The sequence below is a fragment of the Neisseria sp. P0022.S010 genome, assembly GCF_051956635.1.
Window position 1 is genome coordinate 26,232 of the sequence record NZ_JBQCXF010000006.1, and the last position, 21,073, is coordinate 47,304.

Below are 21,073 nucleotides of genomic sequence, written 5' to 3' on the forward strand. Positions count from 1 at the left end.
AGTCAGTCGGCCATTAGTTTCCAACTGACCAAGCTATCAACGCTTTTTGAAGCTTTTCAGAGTACCGTCATTGTTAAATTCAAATTCGTATTCCGCACGATCGGTTTTGAGGAAACCGGTGATCCACTCTTTCTTACCGGTCGATACGAACAAGGAGTAATACACATGAGGCAAGTCTGTTTCTTTGGCTTCTACTTCTTTGGCTTTTTCACCGTAGGCTTGAGCGATTTTCGCGATATCGGCAAATTTGATTTCATCCAACGGGAAAACGTTGTCTTTCATATTTCCGTTGCCGGAAATGCGGACAGGTTGAGGCTCGCTCCATTTACCGTCTTCAAATTCGTAGTGGTCGATATTTTCGGGTTTGTTAGGGTCTTGAATTTCCACGGTAATGCGCGGACGTTTGCCACCGTAGAAATGGATGTTTTGGAAAATATTGAGTGGTTTGCCACCGAATTGCGGCAGTGCTTTCAGCGCATCTTCAGCAGCTTGCAGAGCGGTCGCATCCGCCAAGAAATTGCCTGAAGAAACCACAGGTTTTACCTCAGGTTTTGCTTCTTCAGCAGGTTTTTCAGTATCTTTAGGGGCTTCTGCCGTATTACCTGCAGCAGCTTTTACAGGCTCATCGGAAGCCTGTTTGTTTTTATCACCACAAGCAGTCAAACTCAATGCAGCAGCGGTTACGAGGGCAAGCCATTTCATTTTCATTTATCAATCCTAACTTTGAAAATATGCGACATTGCATATATTTCACATTATAACAAACAAAGAAAAAATGTGTGAAAAATTAATAAGTTTTGTATTATGGCTGATATTTTCGAAGTTAATAATAAGTTTTATTTTGAATCTTTTATATGCTTGTTTTCATACTGGTCTCAGGCAAGAATCCAAGAGTTTGAACACTTTTATGAATAAGAAAGGTCAGCGGATTGGGATTTGAAGTGCAATAACCTTAGCTCATTATCTTGCTAGGTTAGGCTGTCCACTCTTTTAACGCCGCTTCAAAACGTTTCAAGCCTTCGGCCATATCTTCATCGTTCAGCAGCAGGCTGGGGGCGAAGCGCACGACATTGGCGCCGGCAACCAGTACCATCAGGCCGTGTTTCAAAGCGGCGGCGGTGATTTCCGATGCCTTGGCTGCGTATTCGTCTGCCAACACGCAGCCAAGCAGCAAGCCCATGCCGCGGACTTCTTTAAATACGCCGGTCTTTTCTCCTATTTCACGCAAGGCCGTCTGAAGTTTTTGGCCTTGTTTTTCAACGTGTGCCAATGTTTCGGGCGCATTGATGATGTCAAACGCACGGCTGCCGACCGCGCATGCCATCGGATTGCCGCCAAAGGTTGAACCATGTGTTCCAGGGCCGAAGGTTGGGGCGATTTTATCAGTGGTCAGTATCGCGCCAATCGGGAAGCCGCAACCCAAGGCTTTGGCAGAGCTGATGATGTCGGGTGTGATGCCGTAATGCTCGTAGGCAAACAGTTTGCCTGTATGGCCCATGCCGGTTTGTACTTCGTCCAAAATCAGCAAGGCGCCGTGTTTGTCGCACAAACGGCGCGCGGCTTGCAGGTATTCTTTAGTGGCAGGCAGAATGCCGCTTTCACCTTGAATCGGCTCGATAATCACGGCACAGGTTTTATCGCCGACGGCGGCTTCCAATGCGGCAATATCATTAAATGGAACATGGGTAATATCTGACGGCAGCGGCGCGTAGTCTTTGCTGTATTTGGGCTGGCCGCCGACGGATACGGTAAACAGGGTGCGGCCATGGAAGCTGTTGAGGCAGGAGATGATTTCGGTTTTGTGTTCGCCAAAATGATCGCGAGCGTATTTGCGCGCCAGTTTCAGCGCAGCTTCATTGGCTTCTGCGCCGGAGTTGCAGAAAAATACTTTGTCGGCGAAGGTGTTTTCGACCAATTTTTTGGCCAATTCTTGCGCCGGTTGGGTAGTATAGATATTAGAAATGTGCCAAAGTTTTTGTGATTGTTCGGCCAAGGCTGCGACCAAATCGGGATGGCAATGGCCCAGCGCGTTTACTGCAATACCGCCTGACAGGTCAATGTATTCTCGTCCTTCGGTATCCCAAACCCGGCTGCCGAGCGCGCGTTCCGGAATCATGGGGGCGAATGAGAAATTGGGCGTCAGGTAGTTTTGCATGTTCTTTTCCTTTTGATATTGTCAACAATTTCTTGAATTATGCGCCTATTGGTTGAGAGATTCAATATGGCAATCAGGCCATCTGAAAACTGGATTTCAGACGGCCTGAAGCTTATTTATGCTTGATTTCCCAGCATTGATGGATTTTTTTGTTGCGGAAATCATCGGGAACGGACTGCTTGGAAATATCTTTGACGGCGTATTGTTCCGCGACCGAATCGTCCAACACAAAGCTGCGCAGGTTGTTGGAGAAATACAGAATGCCGTCTGAAGCGAGCAGGCTCATTGCGCCGTCAATCAGCTTTTTGTGGTCGCGCTGGATGTCGAGGATATCGAGCATCTTTTTGCTGTTGGAAAAGCTGGGCGGATCCATGACGATCAGGTCGAACTGTTTGCCTTCGGCGGCGGCATTTTGCAGATATTGGAACACGTCGGCGCGGACGATTTTATGTTGTTCGGTGTCGATGCCGTTGAGTTCGAAATTGCGTTTCGCCCAATCGAGATAAGTGTTGGACAAATCGACGGTTTCACTGGATACCGCGCCGCCGGTGGCGGCATAGACGGTGAAGCTGCCGGTGTAGGAAAACAGGTTGAGGAAGTGTTTGCCCGCTGCGGTTTCGCCGACTTTTTTGCGCGTGTTGCGGTGGTCGAGAAAGAGGCCGGTGTCGAGGTATTTGTCGAGGTTGACCCAAAACTTGCGGCCGTTTTCGTTAATGACGAAATCGTCGCCGGTTTTGCCGGTTTTCTCGTATTGCTGTAAGCCTTTTTGGCGTTCGCGACGTTTGAGGTGGATTTGTTCGGGCGCAAAACCGGTCACAAAACCGATGGCTTCCAATACATCGGCAAGCCATGCTTCGTATTCTTCGGGCTGCATCAGCCAGCCGGTATCATATTCCTGAAGATGGATTTGGTCGCCGTAAACATCGACGGCAAAGGGAAATTGGGGAATATCGCGGTCGTAAATGCGCCAGGCTTCGATATTGTTGCGTTTGGCCCATTTCATAAGATGTTTGATGTTTTTGCCCAAGCGGTTGGCAAAGGGGGTAATGTCGGTCATGGTTTCAGACGGCCTTATTGGGGAAGTTTCCAGAATTGATCAGCAGGGACGTAGGCGTGGCGGTCAAGCATATAGAGAATTGTATCGTCAGGCGCAACCATGGTGGCGCGGTCAGTCTTGCCTTTAAAGGGGAACACGATTCGTGCTTCTGAGGCGTTTTTGATGTCGATACCGTAGCTGGTTCTGCCGCTTTCTAGTTTGTATTGGTTTTGAGTGTATTCGTAAACGGTTTCTTTGCCTTTTTCGTCTTTGACGGTAAAGCTTTTTTCGGCAAAGGTGATTTCGGCTTTGCTACCGTCGGACGCAACGGCCTTCCATTCGCCGCGATAACTCTCCGATCCGCTGCACGCGCCGATCAACAGGGCGGTAGCAAGTGCAGGTAATAAGGCGGCGGTTTTGAAAAACTTCATGTCGGCTTCATCCGTGCTGATTCAATAAAACGGCATTATAGCTTGATTTTGCAGTTGCAGCCTGTTTTGCTTGACCTGGGCAGTTTTCTCCTTTATTATCCGCCGTTCGCCTTTTGATACGAAGCCATCGTCTTCCAACCTAAACCGCCGTTCCGGGCGCGTTTCTTTTATTGCTTACTTATTGGCAAAGCCTTTTCTGTGCAGGTTGTCGTCGATGTTAACCACAAGCAAGATGCTTGCGACAACCCTGTAACTTCACATTTCCCGTATCGTTACTTTCCTTTGCTTCAGGTCGTCTGAAATTGTTCAGGCGTGCGCGTTGTTGTCTCTTAGGATAGATATGTCTATTAAATTTGCCGATTTGAACCTTGATAAAAACATTTTGTCTGCCGTACGCAGCGAGGGTTATGAAAGCCCGACCCCGATTCAGGCGCAAGCGATTCCGTTTGCTTTGGACGGCCGCGATATTATGGCTTCGGCACAAACCGGTTCAGGCAAAACCGCAGCCTTCTTGCTGCCGACTTTGCAAAAACTGACCAAGCGCAGCGAAAAACCGGGCAAAGGCCCGCGCGCATTGGTGTTGACGCCGACCCGCGAACTGGCGGCTCAAGTGGAAAAAAATGCGCTGGCGTATGCCAAAAATATGCGTTGGTTCCGCACCGTCAGCATTGTCGGCGGCGCATCTTTCGGCTACCAAACCCGCGCCTTGAGCAAACCGGTCGACCTGATTGTCGCTACGCCGGGCCGTCTGATGGACTTGATGCAAAGCGGCAAAGTTGATTTCGCCCGTTTGGAAGTGCTGATTCTGGACGAAGCCGACCGTATGTTGGACATGGGTTTTATCGACGACATCGAAACCATCGTCGAAGCCACCCCGACCGACCGTCAGACTTTGTTATTCTCCGCCACTTGGGACGGCGCAGTCGGCAAACTGGCGCGCAAACTAACCAAAGACCCTGAAATCATCGAAGTCGAGCGTGTGGACGACCAAGGCAAAATCGAAGAGCAACTGCTGTACTGCGACGATATGCGCCACAAGAACCGTCTGCTCGACCACATCTTGCGCGATGCCAATATCGACCAATGCGTGATTTTTACGTCCACTAAAGCCATGACCGAAGTCATCGCCGACGATTTGTACGAAAAAGGTTTTGCCGCCAACTGTCTGCACGGCGATATGCCGCAAGGCTGGCGCAACCGCACGCTGATGGACTTGCGCAAAGGTCGCTGCAAAATTTTGGTTGCCACCGACGTCGCTGCACGCGGTATCGACGTACCGACCATTACCCACGTTATCAACTACGATCTGCCGAAACAGGCGGAAGACTACGTCCACCGCATCGGCCGTACCGGTCGCGCAGGCCGTACCGGTATTGCGATTACTTTTGCCGAAGTGAACGAATACGTCAAAGTACACAAAATCGAAAAATACATCGGCCGTAAATTGCCTGAACTGACCATCGAAGGTATGGAGCCGACACGCAAACGTAAATCCGCAGGCGGCAAGCCGAAAGGCAAAGGCGGCTGGGGCGATCGTAAATCCGGCGGCTGGCGCGGTGATAAGAAACCGGGCAAAGAAGGCTTCGGCGGCAAATCACGCGGCGAAGGCCATAAAAAAGACGGTTTCAAAAAAGATGGCTTTAAGAAAGACGGTTTCAAGAAGTCTGACGGTTTCAAAAAAGGCGGCGAAGGTTTTAAAGGCAAACGTAAGGCTAACGACGGCTTTGGCGGCAAACATAAAAAAGGTTGATTGCTTCAATATTAAGGCCGTCTGAATAAGACGAAAGGGCGTGTGAAGACACGCCTTTTTTATGGTTTCGAGTTTTCGCATATAAAAAAGCGTGGGATTGGTCCCACGCTTTTTCAGACGGCCTCTTACAAAGCGGCCAATACGGCATCGCCCATTTCGGAGCAGAAAACCAGTTTGGTACCTTCTTCGTAAATATCGCCGGTACGCAAGCCTTGTTGCAGTACTTTTTGTACGGCGTTTTCAACTTGTTGCGCGCGTGTTTCGTCGTTCAGGCTGTAACGCAGCAGCATGGCAAGAGACAATACGGTCGCCAGCGGATTGGCTTTGTTTTGACCGGCGATGTCGGGTGCGGAGCCGTGAGACGGTTCGTACAGGCCTTTGCCGTTTTCGTCCAATGAAGCGGAAGGCAGCATACCGATGGAGCCGGTCAGCATGGAGGCCTCGTCAGAGAGGATGTCGCCGAAGATGTTGCCGGTGGCAATCACGTCAAATTGTTTGGGCGCACGTACCAACTGCATGGCGGCGTTGTCCACGTACATATGGGAAAGCTCGACATCAGGGTATTGTTTGCCGATTTCTTCAAAAATTTCGCGCCACAGTTCGGTGGTTTCCAAAACGTTGGCTTTGCCTACGGAGCAGACTTTTTTGCTGCGTTTTTGGGCGGATTGGAAGGCAACATGGGCAATACGGCGGATTTCGCTTTCGCTGTATTTCATGGTGTTATAGCCTTCGCGTTCGCCGTTTTCCAAAACACGGATGCCGCGCGGCTCGCCAAAGTAAATATCGCCGGTCAGTTCGCGTACGATAAGGATGTCGAGGCCGGCTACGATTTCCGGTTTCAGAGTGGAAGCGTTGGCCAGCTCGGGATAAAGGATGGCAGGGCGCAGGTTGGCAAACAGATTCAAGTCTTTACGGATGGCCAACAAGCCGCGCTCAGGGCGCAACGGACGGTCGAGATTGTCGTATTGAGGAGAACCAACTGCACCAAGCAGGACCGCATCGGCTTTGCGGCAAAGGTTTTGCGTGAATTCTGGATAAGGATGGCCGTATTCGTCATAGGCTTCGCCGCCCAAAGGCGCATATTCGTAGCTGACATCCAAACCTTGTTCGATGAGTTTGTCGAGTACACGGACGGTTTCTGCAACGATTTCAGGGCCGATGCCGTCGCCGCGCAAGATAGCGATATGTTTGGTCATTTCGGATTTCCTTATGGGAAGGTTTTAGGTAAAGGGCAGGTCGCCTGTTTTTCAGACGGCCTTAAATCAATTTGCTCTGAAAACGCTGATTGTACCATTATGGTACTGGTAAAGCTGGGTAGAAATCGCGTAGGCAGAGTCTTCAAATGCCTGCAGGGCAATATTCGCCATCGCCTGTAAAGCTTCTTCATCGGACGGGCTGCAAACGAGCAGGGCGTTGCGTGCCGGGACTGCAAAAACGGGGTTGGCCGGCAGCATAGGATCGTCTTTAAGTACTGCGTCCAAAAGCAAAATCAGGGAAGCATCATAGTCGTTGTCCAAATGGATTTGGGTCAATGACCAACCTTCGGCATGATGAATTTGGACACGTCCATTCATCCGTTGGCGCAAATTATCCATGGCGGTACGATACAAGGCGTCTTCATCTTCAATACCGGCCTCTTTCATATGCTCACGATTAAGCGTATGCATGGATTCTTCCGTATCCACCATATAAAGCAACATGATATCGCCTGCAATCGGTTTGTATACCAGGTAATCGGCAGGCTCGTCTTCGTCCGTATTTGTAATCAGTCTGACGTTTTCCAGATAAATCGTATTTTTAATCGTCGGAAGAATTTGTTGTGCTGAAACACTGGCATCAGTGTCTTGAATCTTATCGATAACCGCTAAATTGGCAGCAACAATAGCTTCCAAGGCCTCGGGATTCTGCAGATAACTTGTGTAATGGTTGCTCAAATATGTGCTGAACGATGCTTCATCATCTTCGGACAACTGGACGATGATAGGCGAAGAAGCAATGTTTTCGCCCCAGTCGATTTTCGCCTCAAGATCCAATTCTTCTTGGATACGACGGGCAAAGTATTCGACAAATTCCTGCCAAGTCATTAATTTAGGTTTGGAGCGGAACAACCTGCTGAAAAAAGACATATTGTGTCCTGGATAAGGAAATAAGGCCGTCTGAAAAATTATAGGCATTCGGTTTCAACACGGATTTTAAAAACAACTTTGCGTATGTTTGCTCTGTCGCCGACCAATGGGGCATGCGCATCATTCGGGAAAAATAGCGCAAATTCGCCGGGCTCCAAGGTCAACCAAGTTTCCGGCTCGCAGTCGAAAAACTCAATATCGCGCTTTTCGTTGTAGCCCAAACCGTTTTTCAGACGGCTTCTGTCTATCCAGCCATATGTTTCGCTGCCATCAATCGGTGTTTGAATATCAATGTGTTTTAAGTGCGCTTCAGGCCGGGCTTCGCCTTGAGTCCTCATCGGCTCGCTGCCGATAAAAATACGGATATTGGGATTTTCGCACGGCAATTGGCCGTCCGGCAGCTTGGCAAAATCTAGGGTCTGCAACAGATGGAAGGCCTCGGCAAAGTCAGGATGCAGTGCGGCGTAGCGGGCGGCGTTGGCGATGGTGTCGGTAATCATAATATATTTGTGTAGATTAAAGGCCGTCTGAAACGCTTAAATTTTTCAGACGGCCTTTTGTATATCAACCGTTAAACAGCCAAGGCTGGCTTTGGCGGCGTTTTTCTTCGAAATCGCGGATTTCGTCGGCGTGTTGAAGGGTCAGGCCGATTTCGTCCAAGCCGTTTAAGAGGCAGTGTTTGCGGTGTTCGGTAATGTCGAATGTGAATGTTTCGCCGCTAGGGGTGGTCAGGGTTTGTTCGGCAAGGTCGATGGAGAGTTGATAGCCTTCGTTGGCTTCAACTTCTTTGAAAAGCTGGTCAACCTGTTCTTCGGTCAAAACGATGGGTAAAAGGCCGTTTTTGTAGCAGTTGTTGAAGAAGATGTCGGCAAAGCTAGGGGCAATGATGGCGCGGAAGCCGTAGTCGTCCAATGCCCAAGGGGCGTGTTCGCGTGAAGAGCCGCAGCCGAAGTTTTTGCGCGTCAACAGGATTTGCGCGCCTTGATAGCGTGGTTGGTTCAGGGAGAAATCGGGGTTCAGCGGGCGTTTGCTGTTATCCATGCCCGGTTCGCCGTGGTCGAGGTAACGCCATTCGTCAAAGGCATTAGGGCCGAAGCCGCTGCGTTTGATGGATTTTAAAAATTGTTTGGGGATGATGGCGTCGGTATCGACATTGCTGCGGTCGAGCGGGGCGACGATGGCGGTAATTTTGGTAAAGGCTTTCATGTCAGATTCTTATAGTAATAATGGGAAATTTTATGGCTATTCGGGTTAGCGTGTGCTGTGCAAACCGATTCGGTTGCCTTCTGTATCTTCGATAAATGCGGCAAAGCCATTGGCAATGCGAAATTTCTCTTGTAACAGTTTGCCGCCTGCTGCAACGGCTTTTTCTGCGGTTTCGGCACAATCCGGGCAATTGAAGAAAATGGTTGTTCCACCGTGGCCGGGTTGGGCATTGCTGTCGTGCCAAATCATGCCCGCCGTGCCGTGTTGTGTGTAATCGGCCGGAAAAATGATGAAACGGAATCCGTTGCCGCCAACGTCTTGCAGGGGCTTGTCGAATACGGATTCGTAAAATGCTTTGGCTCGATCCAAATCATGAGCGTGAATACCAAACCAGCTTGACGGATTACTCATTGTTTCTTCCTTTGCTTGGAATCGTGAAACTGTCTGAACAAATAAAAAGTAATAATAAGGTATCAGGCCGTCTGAAACGGAGTCAGGAGCTTCAGACGGCCCACCTTACCAAATTATTCGGTAGCTGCTTCAATTTTGTTGCCGACATGGCTGACGCCGCGGCCTACTGCATTGCCGCCTTTTTTAACGGCTTCTTCAGTTTTATCAGCTACGCGTTCAGCGGTTTCTTTGGTTTTGTCGGCTACACGTTCTGCAGTTTCTTTGGTTTTATCCCAGTTGCGGTTGGTGTCTTCTTTTGCGCCGAACCAAGTGCTGGAACAAGCGGTCAGGATGAAGGCTGCGGCAGCCAATGCAAACAGTTTTTTCATAGTAGATTCCTTTCAAGGTATCGATTGATTGAGAAGGTTTTCAAACGTTTTGCGCAATGGGAAAACTTAATTGGGCAATGTATTGTTTCAGACGGCCTGATAAATAAAGGCCGTCTGAACATGTTTTAAGCCATAGTGCGGATGTCGGTAAAACGGCCGGTTACCGCGGCTGCGGCTGCCATAGCCGGGCTGACGAGATGGGTGCGTCCGCCATTGCCTTGACGGCCTTCGAAGTTACGGTTGGAAGTGGAGGCGCAACGTTGTCCCGGGGTCAGGCGGTCGGCATTCATGGCGAGGCACATCGAGCAGCCCGGTTCGCGCCATTCGAAGCCGGCATCGATAAAAATTTTGTCCAAACCTTCTTTTTCGGCTTGTTCTTTAACCAAGCCGGAGCCGGGAACGATTAACACGCGTTGTACATTGTCCGCTTTTTTGCGGCCTTTGGCGATAGCGGCGGCTTCACGCAAATCTTCGATACGGCTGTTGGTACAAGAACCGATAAAGACGATATCGACAGGGATTTCGTTCAATGGCGTACCCGCTTCCAAGCCCATGTATTCAAGGGCGCGTTCCATGCCGCTGCGTTTGACCGGATCGGTTTCTTCGGCAGGGTTTGGCACTTTGCCGTTGATGTCCAAAACCATTTCGGGCGATGTACCCCAGGTTACTTGAGGCTCGATGTCTTCGGCTTTGAAGTGGTATTCTTTATCAAAAACTGCGCCTTCGTCAGACACCAGCGTGCGCCAGTATTCGACGGCTTTGTCCCATGCTTCGCCTTTAGGTGCGAAAGGTTTGCCTTTTACATAGTCGATGGTGGTTTGGTCGACGGCAACCATGCCTGAGCGCGCACCGGCTTCAATCGCCATATTGCACAAGGTCATGCGGCCTTCCATAGAAAGGCTGCGGATGGCTTCGCCGCCAAACTCGATGGCGTAACCTGTACCGCCGGCCGTACCGATTTGGCCGATGATATAAAGCGCTACGTCTTTAGCGGTAACACCGGGTTTCAGACGGCCTTCAACTGAAATCAGCATGGATTTGGATTTTTTTGCGGTAATGCACTGGGTTGCCATGGTATGTTCGACTTCGGAAGTACCGATACCGTGAGCCAATGCACCGAATGCGCCGTGGGTGGAGGTGTGCGAGTCGCCGCAAACGACGGTCATGCCGGGCAGGGTGGCACCTTGTTCCGGGCCCATAACGTGCACAATGCCTTGGCCTTTATCCATGAATGGGAAGTAGGCGAGTGCGCCAAACTCTTTGATGTTTTTGTCCAAAGTATCGACTTGCAGTTTGGAAATCGGGTCTTGGATGCCTTTGTCCCAGTCGCCGGTCGGGGTGTTGTGGTCAGCTGTGGAGACTACGCTGTCGATACGCCAGAGTTTGCGGCCGGCCATTTTCAAGCCTTCAAATGCCTGCGGGCTGGTAACTTCGTGAACCAAATGACGGTCGATGTAAAGCAGGACAGTGCCGTCTTCTTCTTCGCGGACGACGTGGCTGTTCCAAAGTTTATCGTAAAGGGTTTGTGCGCTCATGATGAGTTTCTTTGCTAATTGGTAAGTATGAATGATGGTTTGTGTTTATGGGCGGATTTTAGGCTTTTTATAGGGGCTGTGCAATAGAAATTTGTCCAATTTTTAAAATTTGTTGTAAAGTTTCAAAATTTCTTATTAAAAATTAGACAAATTGTAGAATTGTTGACAAAAAGATGCATTTTATCTGAAAGAATGCTTGTCGAAATGCACTAAAAAGTTCTATCATTCTCACTTAATATCCACATTTACCAAGAGGTATAGAGAATGAAATTACCGGTTCTGGCTCCTGAGTACCTGACTCAATTTCAGGAATTCGAGAGAAAAATTCTTGCCAATCATGCCAAAATCGAAGCATGGTTTCGTTCGCACTGGAACGAACACCGTCCGCCGTTTTATGGTTCGGTTGACATCCGCAATGCCGGTTACAAAATTTCATCTATCGATATGAATTTGTTTCCGGGTGGCTTCAATAATTTGAATCCAAATTTTATCCCGCTGGCGGCGGTTGCCGCGCAAGATGCGGTACAGCGCGCCTGTGAAACGGCAAAATCCGTATTGATTATTCCTGAAAACCACACACGCAACACATTCTATCTGCAAAACGTTTACGCGCTTAGCGAGATTTTGCGTTCGGCAGGGTATGAAGTCCGTTTGGGCAGCCTGAATCCGGAAGTTACCGAGCCGACTGAGTTTGAAACCGCGTTGGGCGATAAAATCCTGCTGGAACCTTTATTGCGTACCCGCGAGCGTGTCCACCTTGCCGACGGTTTTTCGCCTTGCGTTGTTTTGTTGAATAACGACTTGTCCGCCGGCGTTCCCGATATTCTCAAAGGCATCAGCCAAACCGTATTGCCTCCATTGCACGGCGGTTGGACGACGCGCCGTAAAACTGAGCATTTCGGCGCATACAACCAAGTTGCCGCCGAATTTGCCAAGCTGATTGACATCGACGAATGGCAAATCAATCCTTATTTTGAAAAAATCGGCGGTTTGGATTTCCAAGAGCGCGAAGGCGAGGACGCATTGGCAGGCGCGGTAGAGCGCGTATTGGCGAAAATTCAAGCCAAATACGATGAATTGGGTATTTCCGACCAGCCTTTTGTGATCGTCAAAGCCGACGCAGGCACTTACGGCATGGGCGTGATGAGTGTTAAATCCGCCGATGAAGTGCGCGGATTGAACCGTAAAAACCGCAATAAAATGGCAAAAGTCAAAGAAGGTTTGGAAGTCAGCGAAGTCATTGTCCAAGAAGGTATTTATACCTATGAAACCATAAACGGCGCCGTCAGTGAACCTGTCGTGTATATGATGGACCGTTTCGTTATCGGCGGTTTCTTCCGTGTGCACGAAGGACGCGGAGCGGACGAAAACCTCAACGCCGGCGGCATGGTGTTCGTCCCGCTGTCCAACAGCATTCCCACCGGCAGCGGCGACAACTCCCAAGAAGCCCCCGAAGCCTGCAAACGCGTATTCGAACAATGGGACTCGCTCGGTATGCCGCGCTCCGAAAAAGACTGCGACGTGGATAACGAACACAACCGCCTTTACGTTTACGGCGTAATGGCACGCTTATCCTTGCTCGCCGCCGCATTAGAGTTGGAACAAACAGCGCCTCAAGCCTAATAAAGCATTAATCAATGTCATCAGGCCGTCTGAAAATCAGTTTTCAGACGGCCTTTTATGTCTGTACAATCCATTCAAACCAATAAACATGATTTCTTTTTATGAATAAACCAGCCAATCCTGTTGAGACAAACGACAATCTGCAAGAGCAGGCCATGCAGCGCAGCAACACGGACAATGCGCCGCGTTCCGCCATCCACCAAACCTTATATTCCGCCGATACCTTTGTTCAGCATGATTATCTTGCCGGAAAGGCTTTGCCCGATATTGCACGCCCACAAGAAGGCCAAATCAACTGGCTGCATTTTGTCGGCATCAATGATGCTGCTTTGCTCAAACACGCGCTTGAGCCTTACGGCATCCATGAGCTGGTTATTGAAGACATTCTCAGCCGCAAGCAGCGCCCGAAAATCGAAGACTACGGCAACTATGTGTTTACTGCCGCACAGGTTTACCATTACACCACCACAGGCAAGCTCCATTCCGACCAAGTGTATGTGATTATCGGCAAAGATTTTGTGTTGTCTTTCCAACAAAAACCGCTGGGCTTGTTCAGCCATCTCCGCCGGCAGATGCATGAAAATCCGCACAATATTTTGAACAAAAATACGGCGTTTCTTGCTTATTGCCTGCTCGACCGTATTGTGGACGACTATTTTATCGTCCTGGAAGAGTACAACAACCGCGTCGAAGTCATAGACAAATCCTTGTTTAAAAACGAAAACAGCGACATTCTCGGCAAAATCCACCGACTCAAGCGCGATGCCGTTCGTCTACGGCGCACGCTTTTGCCATTGCGCGATGTGTTTTACCAGCTGGCCGTACGCGGCGATTTCGCCATTTTCAAAGGAGAATCAACCGTTTATCTGCGCGACGTGTACGACCACAATATGCAGCTTATCGAATCGCTTGATGCCTCTCGAGATATGGTGTTGAGCATGATGGACATTTATCTTTCCTTCCAATCCAACCGCATGAACCAGCAAATGCGCGTGTTGACGGTTATTACCATCATCTTCATGCCGCTGACCGTCATCACCGGCATCTACGGCATGAACTTCGACAATATGCCCGAGCTGCATTGGCATCACGGCTATTTCATGGTTTTGGGTGTGATGCTGTGCATCATTATCTGCCTGTTGATTTTCTTCTCTCGTAGAAAATGGCTATGACCAGGTGCGGCAGATTGAATTTTTCCACTCAAAAACGGTAGAATCAAAATTCCTACAAAACATGCCGTCTGAAATAACAGGCGGCCTTAAAAACAAACCACTTCAAGAGGTCAAACCATGGAACAAGCACGCCAACTTCCTTCTCACGAACTTATCATGTCCGAGCTGATGATGCCGGATACGGCAAACTTCAGCGGCAACGTCCACGGCGGCGAATTATTGCGCCTGCTCGACCAAGTCGCTTATTCCTGCGCCAGCCGATACAGCGGCAACTACTGCGTTACCTTGTCTGTCGATAAAGTTTTGTTTAAAGAGCCTATCCATGTCGGTGAACTGGTAACCTTTTACGCCAGCATCAATTACACCGGACGCACTTCTATGGAAGTCGGCATCCGCGTTGAAGCGCAAAACATCCGCACCGGCGAAGTTCGCCATACCAACAGCTGCTACTTCACCATGGTTGCCGTTGAAGACGGCAAGCCGGTTGCCGTGCCGCCATTGGAAATCAATACACCGCGCCAACGTTGCCGTTATGAAAAGGCCAAAAAACGCAAAGCGTTGAGCCTTCAGGCTTCCAATGAAGTTTCTTGCAGCCTTTAAATGATTGCTTAGAAAGAATAAAGGCCGTCTGAAACCCTGTTTCAGACGGCCTTCACGCAAAAGCCATAAACTGCTTGTTTTGTGGTAGAATCAACAAGATTTTTGCCATACGAAATTACAGATAATCATGACCGACGCAACCATCCGCAACGACCATAAATTTGCACTTGAAACCCTGCCTGTCAGCCTTGAAGACGAAATGCGCAAGAGCTACCTCGATTACGCCATGAGCGTGATTGTGGGTCGAGCCCTGCCGGATGTCCGCGACGGTCTCAAGCCAGTACACCGCCGCGTGTTGTACGCGATGCACGAGTTGAAAAACAACTGGAATTCCGCCTATAAAAAATCGGCGCGTATCGTCGGCGACGTTATCGGTAAATACCATCCCCACGGCGATACGGCCGTTTACGACACCATCGTCCGCATGGCGCAAGACTTCTCCATGCGTTATGTGTTGATCGACGGTCAGGGCAACTTCGGTTCCGTTGACGGATTGGCCGCGGCGGCCATGCGTTATACCGAAATCCGCATGGAAAAAATTTCCCATGAAATGTTGGCGGATATTGAAGAAGAAACCGTCAATTTCGGCCCCAACTATGACGGCAGCGAACATGAGCCGCTGGTATTGCCGACCCGTTTCCCCGCGCTGCTAGTCAATGGTTCGTCCGGTATTGCCGTCGGTATGGCAACCAATATCCCGCCGCACAATTTGGGCGATACCATCAATGCCTGCCTGCGCTTGTTGGACGAGCCTGAAACAGAAATCGACGAGCTGATCAACATTATCCAAGCGCCCGATTTCCCGACCGGCGCGACTATTTACGGCTTGAGCGGCGTGCGCGAAGGCTATAAAACCGGCCGCGGCCGCGTGGTCATGCGCGGTAAAACCCATATCGAGCCTATCGGCAAAAACGGCGAGCGCGAAGCCATTGTAATCGATGAAATCCCATATCAAGTAAACAAAGCCAAGCTGGTTGAGAAAATCGGCGAATTGGTACGCGAAAAAACGCTGGAAGGCGTATCCGACCTGCGCGACGAGTCCGACAAATCCGGTATGCGTGTCGTAATCGAATTGAAACGCAATGAAAATGCCGAAGTCGTTTTGAACCAACTCTACAAACTGACCCAGCTGCAAGACAGCTTCGGTATCAACATGGTGGCCTTGGTTGACGGCCAGCCGCGTTTGCTGAACCTGAAACAAATCCTGTCCGAATTCCTGCGCCACCGTCGCGAAGTCGTTACCCGCCGTACCCTGTTCCGCCTGAAAAAAGCGCGTCATGAAGGTCATATTGCCGAAGGTAAAGCGGTGGCCTTGTCCAATATCGACGAAATCATCCGTCTGATTAAAGAATCTGCCAATGCGCCGGAAGCTAAAGAAAAATTGCTGTCCCGCCCATGGCGCAGCAGCTTGGTTGAAGATATGCTCAGCCGCACGGATTTAGACCTGCAAATGATGCGCCCGGAAGGCTTGCCAGAGAATTTGGGCCTGCACAGCCAAGGGTATTACCTGAGCGAATTACAAGCCGATGCCATCCTGCGCATGAGCCTGCGCAACCTGACCGGCCTCGATCAGGAAGAAATTGTCGGCGAATATAAAAATCTGATGAGTAAAATCATTGATTTCGTGGATATTCTTTCCAAACCTGAACGCGTTACCCAAATCATCCGCGAAGAATTGGCAGACATTAAAGCCAACTTCGGTGACGAGCGTCGCAGCGAAATCAATCCATTCGGTGGCGACATTGCCGATGAAGACCTGATTCCGCAACGCGAAATGGTCGTTACCCTGACTCATGGTGGCTACATTAAAACCCAGCCGACCACCGATTATCAGGCGCAGCGTCGCGGCGGCCGCGGTAAGCAGGCAGCGGCCACCAAAGACGAAGACTTTATCGAAACCCTGTTTGTTGCCAATACGCATGATTATTTGATGTGCTTTACCAATTTGGGCAAGTGCCATTGGATTAAAGTGTACAAACTGCCGGAAGGCGGCCGCAACAGCCGTGGTCGTCCGATTAACAACGTTATCCAATTGGAAGAAGGCGAAAAAGTCAGCGCGATTTTGGCCGTCCGCGAGTTCCCGGAAGACCAATACGTCTTCTTCGCCACTGCACAAGGCATGGTGAAAAAAGTCCAGCTGTCTGCGTTTAAAAACGTCCGCAGCCAAGGTATTAAAGCCATCGCACTTAAAGAAGGCGATTACTTGGTCGGCGCAGCGCAAACCGGCGGTGCGGACGATATTATGTTGTTCTCCAACTTGGGCAAAGCCATCCGCTTTAACGAATATTGGGAAAAATCTGGCAGCGACGAAGCAGAAGATGCCGATATCGAAACCGAAAATGAAGATTCAGACGGCCTGGATGATGAAAATGCCGAAAACGCATTGCCAAGCGGCAAACACGGTGTCCGTCCGTCCGGTCGCGGCAGCGGCGGCCTGCGCGGTATGCGCCTGCCGGCCGATGGCAAGATTGTCAGCCTGATTACTTTCGCTCCTGAAGCCGAGCAAAGCGATCTACAAGTATTGACCGCTACGGCAAACGGCTATGGCAAACGTACCCCGATTGCCGATTACAGTCGTAAAAATAAAGGCGGCCAAGGCAATATCGCCATCAATACCGGCGAGCGCAACGGCGATTTGGTTGCCGCCACTTTGGTCAGCGAAACCGACGACCTGATGCTGATTACCAGCGGTGGCGTCCTGATTCGTACCAAAGTTGAGCAAATCCGTGAGACCGGCCGAGCTGCCGCAGGCGTGCGTCTGATTAATCTGGATGAAGGCGAAACCTTGGTCAGCTTGGAACGCGTGGCTGAAGAGGCTGAAGATGAAGCCGCTTTAGAAAGCGATGCAGCTGAAAACCAAGTGGTAGAAGCTGAAGATACTCCGTCTCAAGAATCTTAAACGTCAATGAAAAAGGCCGTCTGAAAAGTTTTCAGACGGCCTGCTTATTCCAAAAGAAAATCCCGTGAGCGCAACCGAACCGTTCGATTTACCTCTTTTCCTGAAAAATCTGCCCAATCTGCCGGGCGTGTACCGTTTTTTTGACGAAGACAACAATGTTTTGTATGTCGGCAAAGCGGTCAATCTCAAGCGGCGCGTTTCCAGCTATTTCCAAAAAAACGACCATTCGCCGCGCATCGCATTGATGGTAAAACAGGTTCACCATATCGAAACCACCATCACGCGTTCCGAAGCCGAAGCGCTGATTCTCGAAAACAACTTCATCAAAGCCCTGTCGCCGAAATACAATATCCTTTTCCGCGATGACAAAAGCTATCCTTATTTGATGCTCAGCGGCCATCAATATCCGCAAATGGCGTATTACCGCGGCACGCTGAAGAAACCCAACCAATATTTTGGTCCGTATCCCAACAGCAACGCCGTGCGCGACAGCATTCAAGTGTTGCAAAAAGTATTTATGTTGCGTACCTGCGAAGACAGCGTGTTTGAACACCGCGACCGTCCTTGCCTGCTTTACCAAATCAAACGCTGTACCGCGCCTTGTGTCGGCTACATCAGCAAAGAAGAATATCGCGACAGCGTGCGTGAAGCCGCGACTTTCCTCAATGGCAAAACCGACGAACTGACGCGTACCTTGCAACACAAAATGCAAACCGCCGCAGCGAATCTGCAATTTGAAGAAGCTGCCCGTTACCGTGATCAAATTCAAGCGCTCGGTATCATGCAGAGTAATCAGTTTATCGACAGCAAAAATCCGAACAATCCAAACGATATCGATTTGCTTGCGCTGGCGGTTTCAGACGGCCTGGTCTGCGTACACTGGGTCAGCATCCGCGGCGGACGGCATGTCGGCGATAAAAGCTTTTTCCCCGACACCAAAAACGACCCCGAACCAAACGGACAAGATTACGCCGAAGCCTTTGTCGCCCAACATTATTTGGGCAAAAGCAAACCCGACATCATCATCAGCAACTTTCCCGTTCCCGATCCGTTGAAAGAGGCTTTGGAAGGCGAACACAGCAAGCAGATGCAATTTGTCACCAAAACCATAGGCGAACGCAAAGTCTGGTTGAAAATGGCGGAACAAAACGCACAAATGGCGATTGCCCAACGCCGCCTGCAACAAAGCAGCCAGCAACACCGTATTGATGAACTGGCCAAAATCCTCGGCATGGATTCAGACGGCCTCAACCGCCTTGAATGTTTCGATATCAGCCACACGCAAGGCGAGGCCACGATTGCGTCCTGTGTTGTGTACGATGAGCAAAACATCCAACCCTCGCAATACCGCCGCTACAACATCACCACCGCCAAACCCGGCGACGACTACGCCGCCATGCGCGAAGTGTTGACGCGCCGTTACGGCAAAATGCAGGAAGCCGAAGCCAACGGCGAGGCCGTCAAATGGCCCGATGTCGTATTGATTGACGGTGGCAAAGGGCAAATCGGCGTCGCCGTATCCGTATGGGAAGAACTCGGGCTGCACATTCCTTTGGTCGGTATCGCCAAAGGCCCAGAGCGCAAAGCCGGCATGGAAGAACTCATACTGCCTTTTACCGGAGAAGTTTTCCGCCTACCGCCCAACAGCCCGGCTTTACATTTATTGCAAACCGTACGCGATGAATCGCACCGCTTTGCGATTACAGGCCACCGCAAAAAACGCGACAAAGCACGCGTTACTTCCTCACTCAGTGAAATCCCCGGTATCGGCAGCAAACGCCGCCAAGCATTGCTCACCCGATTCGGCGGCCTGCGCGGCGTAATTGCCGCCAGCCGTGAGGACTTGGAAAAAGTGGAAGGCATCAGCAAAGCCTTGGCGGAAACCATTTACGAGCATCTGCACTGATTGGCTTGAACAGCAAAAAGGAACAATATGAAACCTGTCATCATCAAAAATATCGAGATCGGCAAAGGTCTGCCTAAAATTGCCGTGCCGCTGGTGGCTGCCAATACGCAGGAATTGGCGCAGGCTTTGCGCATATTGAAAGAGACGGCTTTTGACATTATTGAATTTCGTGCAGATTTTTTTCAAGAAGCGCTTGATGCCGATTTTATTGCCGAGCAATTAGGCATTGCCCGACAGGCTTTTCCTGACAAGCCTTTGCTGTTTACGTTTAGAAGGGCGCAAGAGGGCGGCAATACGCCTTGTTCGGACGACTATTATTTTGAATTATTGGAAAAAATTATCTGTTCCAAACAAGCCGATATTATCGACATCGAGCTTTTTGCCGAGGAAGGCGGCGTAAAACAAACCATCGCATTGGCGCATGAGTATCAAACTGCCGCCTTGCTTTGCAATCACGATTTCCAAGCCACTCCGTCTTTGGCAGACATTACAGGCCGTCTGAAAACAATGGCCGAGTGGGGCGCGGATATCTGCAAAATTGCCGTGATGCCGCAATCGCCGCAAGATGTATTGACTTTATTGCAGGCAACATATGATGTTTCACAAATTATCGACCGCCCGATTATTACTATGTCTATGGGTAAAATCGGAGCCGTCAGCCGCTTGGCCGGCTCGACTTTCGGCTCGGCTGTTACCTTTGGTGCAGCACAAAAAACGTCGGCCCCCGGCCAAATTGATGCCAACGAATTAAGGGAAATCTTGGCAATTTTGGGATAGTTTAATTATTAATATTTAAGGCCGTCTGAAAAATATTTTTCAGATGGCCTGATTTTTTTAAATTTATTTCTTTTAATTTTAAATAAAACCTGTAACAATGGGTTTCCTATTTCTAATAACTAGAGGAGAAATAAAATGACTACTACTAAAGAAAACCTGGCGAACCCAGGTCCAGTAGGCCTGTGTGGCTTTGCATTGACAACTTGGTTGCTCAGTCTGATTAACGGCGGCATTTTTACTGCTCAAGAGGGTGTCGGTTTAGTTTTGGGCATGGCTCTCGCCTTTGGTGGTATCGCCCAAGTTATTGCCGGTATGTTTGAGTTCAAGAAAGGCAATACGTTCGGCTTTACCGCTTTTATCAGCTATGGCGCCTTCTGGTGGACATGGGCTTTGTTTACCATCTTTTTTAAAGGTGAAACTGCTGCCGCGTTTATCGGCTGGTATCTCTGCGCATGGGGTATGTTTTCACTGATGATGTTTGTGGCCACCTTGACCAAGCCTAAAGTATTGAGCGGTATTTTCTTTTGCTTGACGCTGACTTTCTTTGCTTTGGGTATTGGCGACGGTATGCAAAACCACAGCATCGTCCATATCGGCGGTTGCTTAGGCTTGGTAACTGCACTTGGTGCGTTCTACTTGGCAGCGGCAGAGGTCATCAACGAATCTTTCGGCCGTACTGTTTTGCCGGTTGGTGAGCGTAAATAAGCTTAACCATACAAAATGCCGTCTGAACAGTGGACATGAAATCAAGGATTTCAGCCACAATGTTCAGACGGCATTTTTTATTTGTCTTCAAATAAATCGACATCAAATAAATCCGGCTCTTTGATGCGCTCCCGACAATCGAGTTTGATGTCTTCAGTAACCCGACAGCAGCACGGCAAAATTTCTCCGGGCGCGACAAAAGCGAGCGGAAAATTATCATAAGAGACTTTCCCATCCAAGATTTTAACCCGGCATGAACCGCAATAACCGCTGCGACATTGGTATTCAACTTCGTGTCCAGTGCGCTCCAAGCCCTCCAATAAGGTTTCGCCTTGTTGGAGTTGGAAGGTTTTGTCGTGTGTGCTAATGAGTG

20 protein-coding genes are annotated in these 21,073 nt (G+C 49.7%); 8 read left to right on the top strand and 12 right to left on the bottom strand.

What is annotated here, in order from left to right:
* Positions 1-36: 36 nt before the first annotated feature.
* The 4 genes from ACTHUT_RS01630 to ACTHUT_RS01645 all read right to left on the bottom strand — a co-directional run bounded on the left by ACTHUT_RS01630 (position 37) and on the right by ACTHUT_RS01645 (position 3,622).
* A complete protein-coding gene (locus ACTHUT_RS01630; RefSeq protein WP_440386634.1) occupies positions 37-708 on the bottom strand; it encodes a hypothetical protein in 672 nt (223 codons plus the stop codon).
* Between the two features lie 265 nt (positions 709-973).
* Positions 974-2,155 carry an aspartate aminotransferase family protein gene (locus ACTHUT_RS01635; protein WP_440386635.1) on the bottom strand — a complete coding sequence of 394 codons (1,182 nt, stop codon included), beginning with the start codon at positions 2,153-2,155 and terminating at the stop codon, positions 974-976.
* Positions 2,156-2,267: 112 nt separating this feature from the next.
* Entirely contained in the window at positions 2,268-3,212 is a 945-nt protein-coding gene (locus tag ACTHUT_RS01640; RefSeq protein ID WP_440386636.1) for a class I SAM-dependent methyltransferase, read from the bottom strand.
* Between the two features lie 14 nt (positions 3,213-3,226).
* A complete protein-coding gene (locus ACTHUT_RS01645; RefSeq protein ID WP_070849955.1) occupies positions 3,227-3,622 on the bottom strand; it encodes a glycosyl transferase in 396 nt (131 codons plus the stop codon).
* 340 nt (positions 3,623-3,962) lie between these two features.
* On the opposite strand from ACTHUT_RS01645, the gene ACTHUT_RS01650 reads away from it, so the two are divergent.
* Positions 3,963-5,372, top strand: coding sequence for a DEAD/DEAH box helicase (locus tag ACTHUT_RS01650; protein ID WP_440386638.1), 1,410 nt, complete (start codon positions 3,963-3,965; stop codon positions 5,370-5,372).
* Positions 5,373-5,497: 125 nt separating this feature from the next.
* Here the strand turns inward: ACTHUT_RS01650 and leuB are convergent, their stop codons facing one another.
* The 7 genes from leuB to leuC form a co-directional block, all read right to left on the bottom strand.
* Complete coding sequence (leuB, locus tag ACTHUT_RS01655) at positions 5,498-6,568, bottom strand: 3-isopropylmalate dehydrogenase (protein ID WP_440386639.1); 1,071 nt, start codon at positions 6,566-6,568, stop codon at positions 5,498-5,500.
* 66 nt (positions 6,569-6,634) lie between these two features.
* Positions 6,635-7,498, bottom strand: coding sequence for a DUF1444 family protein (locus ACTHUT_RS01660; protein ID WP_440386640.1), 864 nt, complete (start codon positions 7,496-7,498; stop codon positions 6,635-6,637).
* 38 nt (positions 7,499-7,536) lie between these two features.
* Complete coding sequence (locus tag ACTHUT_RS01665) at positions 7,537-7,998, bottom strand: YhcH/YjgK/YiaL family protein (RefSeq protein WP_440386641.1); 462 nt, start codon at positions 7,996-7,998, stop codon at positions 7,537-7,539.
* A gap of 64 nt (positions 7,999-8,062) precedes the next feature.
* Positions 8,063-8,704, bottom strand: coding sequence for a 3-isopropylmalate dehydratase small subunit (gene leuD, locus ACTHUT_RS01670; RefSeq protein ID WP_049322418.1), 642 nt, complete (start codon positions 8,702-8,704; stop codon positions 8,063-8,065).
* A gap of 45 nt (positions 8,705-8,749) precedes the next feature.
* Positions 8,750-9,115, bottom strand: a complete 366-nt coding sequence (locus tag ACTHUT_RS01675) for a VOC family protein (protein WP_003686332.1) — start codon at positions 9,113-9,115, stop codon at positions 8,750-8,752.
* A gap of 113 nt (positions 9,116-9,228) precedes the next feature.
* Positions 9,229-9,483, bottom strand: a complete 255-nt coding sequence (locus ACTHUT_RS01680; protein ID WP_222571518.1) for a hypothetical protein — start codon at positions 9,481-9,483, stop codon at positions 9,229-9,231.
* A gap of 125 nt (positions 9,484-9,608) precedes the next feature.
* The gene (leuC, locus tag ACTHUT_RS01685; protein ID WP_188212001.1) at positions 9,609-11,018 is read right to left on the bottom strand and encodes a 3-isopropylmalate dehydratase large subunit; all 1,410 of its coding nucleotides are present in this window, start codon (positions 11,016-11,018) and stop codon (positions 9,609-9,611) included.
* A gap of 264 nt (positions 11,019-11,282) precedes the next feature.
* Between leuC and gshA the strand changes: the two genes are divergently transcribed.
* The 7 genes from gshA to ACTHUT_RS01720 all read left to right on the top strand — a co-directional run bounded on the left by gshA (position 11,283) and on the right by ACTHUT_RS01720 (position 20,700).
* Positions 11,283-12,641, top strand: coding sequence for a glutamate--cysteine ligase (gene gshA / locus ACTHUT_RS01690; protein WP_440386642.1), 1,359 nt, complete (start codon positions 11,283-11,285; stop codon positions 12,639-12,641).
* 101 nt (positions 12,642-12,742) lie between these two features.
* The gene (gene corA / locus ACTHUT_RS01695; RefSeq protein ID WP_440386643.1) at positions 12,743-13,813 is read left to right on the top strand and encodes a magnesium/cobalt transporter CorA; all 1,071 of its coding nucleotides are present in this window, start codon (positions 12,743-12,745) and stop codon (positions 13,811-13,813) included.
* 117 nt (positions 13,814-13,930) lie between these two features.
* Entirely contained in the window at positions 13,931-14,413 is a 483-nt protein-coding gene (locus ACTHUT_RS01700) for an acyl-CoA thioesterase (protein WP_003746615.1), read from the top strand.
* A 127-nt stretch (positions 14,414-14,540) separates the two neighbouring features.
* Positions 14,541-17,312, top strand: a complete 2,772-nt coding sequence (gene gyrA, locus ACTHUT_RS01705; protein ID WP_440386644.1) for a DNA gyrase subunit A — start codon at positions 14,541-14,543, stop codon at positions 17,310-17,312.
* Positions 17,313-17,376: 64 nt separating this feature from the next.
* Complete coding sequence (gene uvrC / locus ACTHUT_RS01710) at positions 17,377-19,218, top strand: excinuclease ABC subunit UvrC (protein WP_440386645.1); 1,842 nt, start codon at positions 17,377-17,379, stop codon at positions 19,216-19,218.
* Positions 19,219-19,245: 27 nt separating this feature from the next.
* Positions 19,246-19,995, top strand: coding sequence for a type I 3-dehydroquinate dehydratase (aroD, locus tag ACTHUT_RS01715; protein WP_440386646.1), 750 nt, complete (start codon positions 19,246-19,248; stop codon positions 19,993-19,995).
* A gap of 135 nt (positions 19,996-20,130) precedes the next feature.
* Positions 20,131-20,700, top strand: coding sequence for an acetate uptake transporter (locus ACTHUT_RS01720; protein WP_440386647.1), 570 nt, complete (start codon positions 20,131-20,133; stop codon positions 20,698-20,700).
* A 77-nt stretch (positions 20,701-20,777) separates the two neighbouring features.
* On the opposite strand, the gene yfaE is transcribed toward ACTHUT_RS01720, so the two are convergent.
* A partial coding sequence (gene yfaE / locus ACTHUT_RS01725; RefSeq protein ID WP_440418665.1) for a class I ribonucleotide reductase maintenance protein YfaE occupies positions 20,778-21,073 on the bottom strand: 296 nt, incomplete at its 5' end.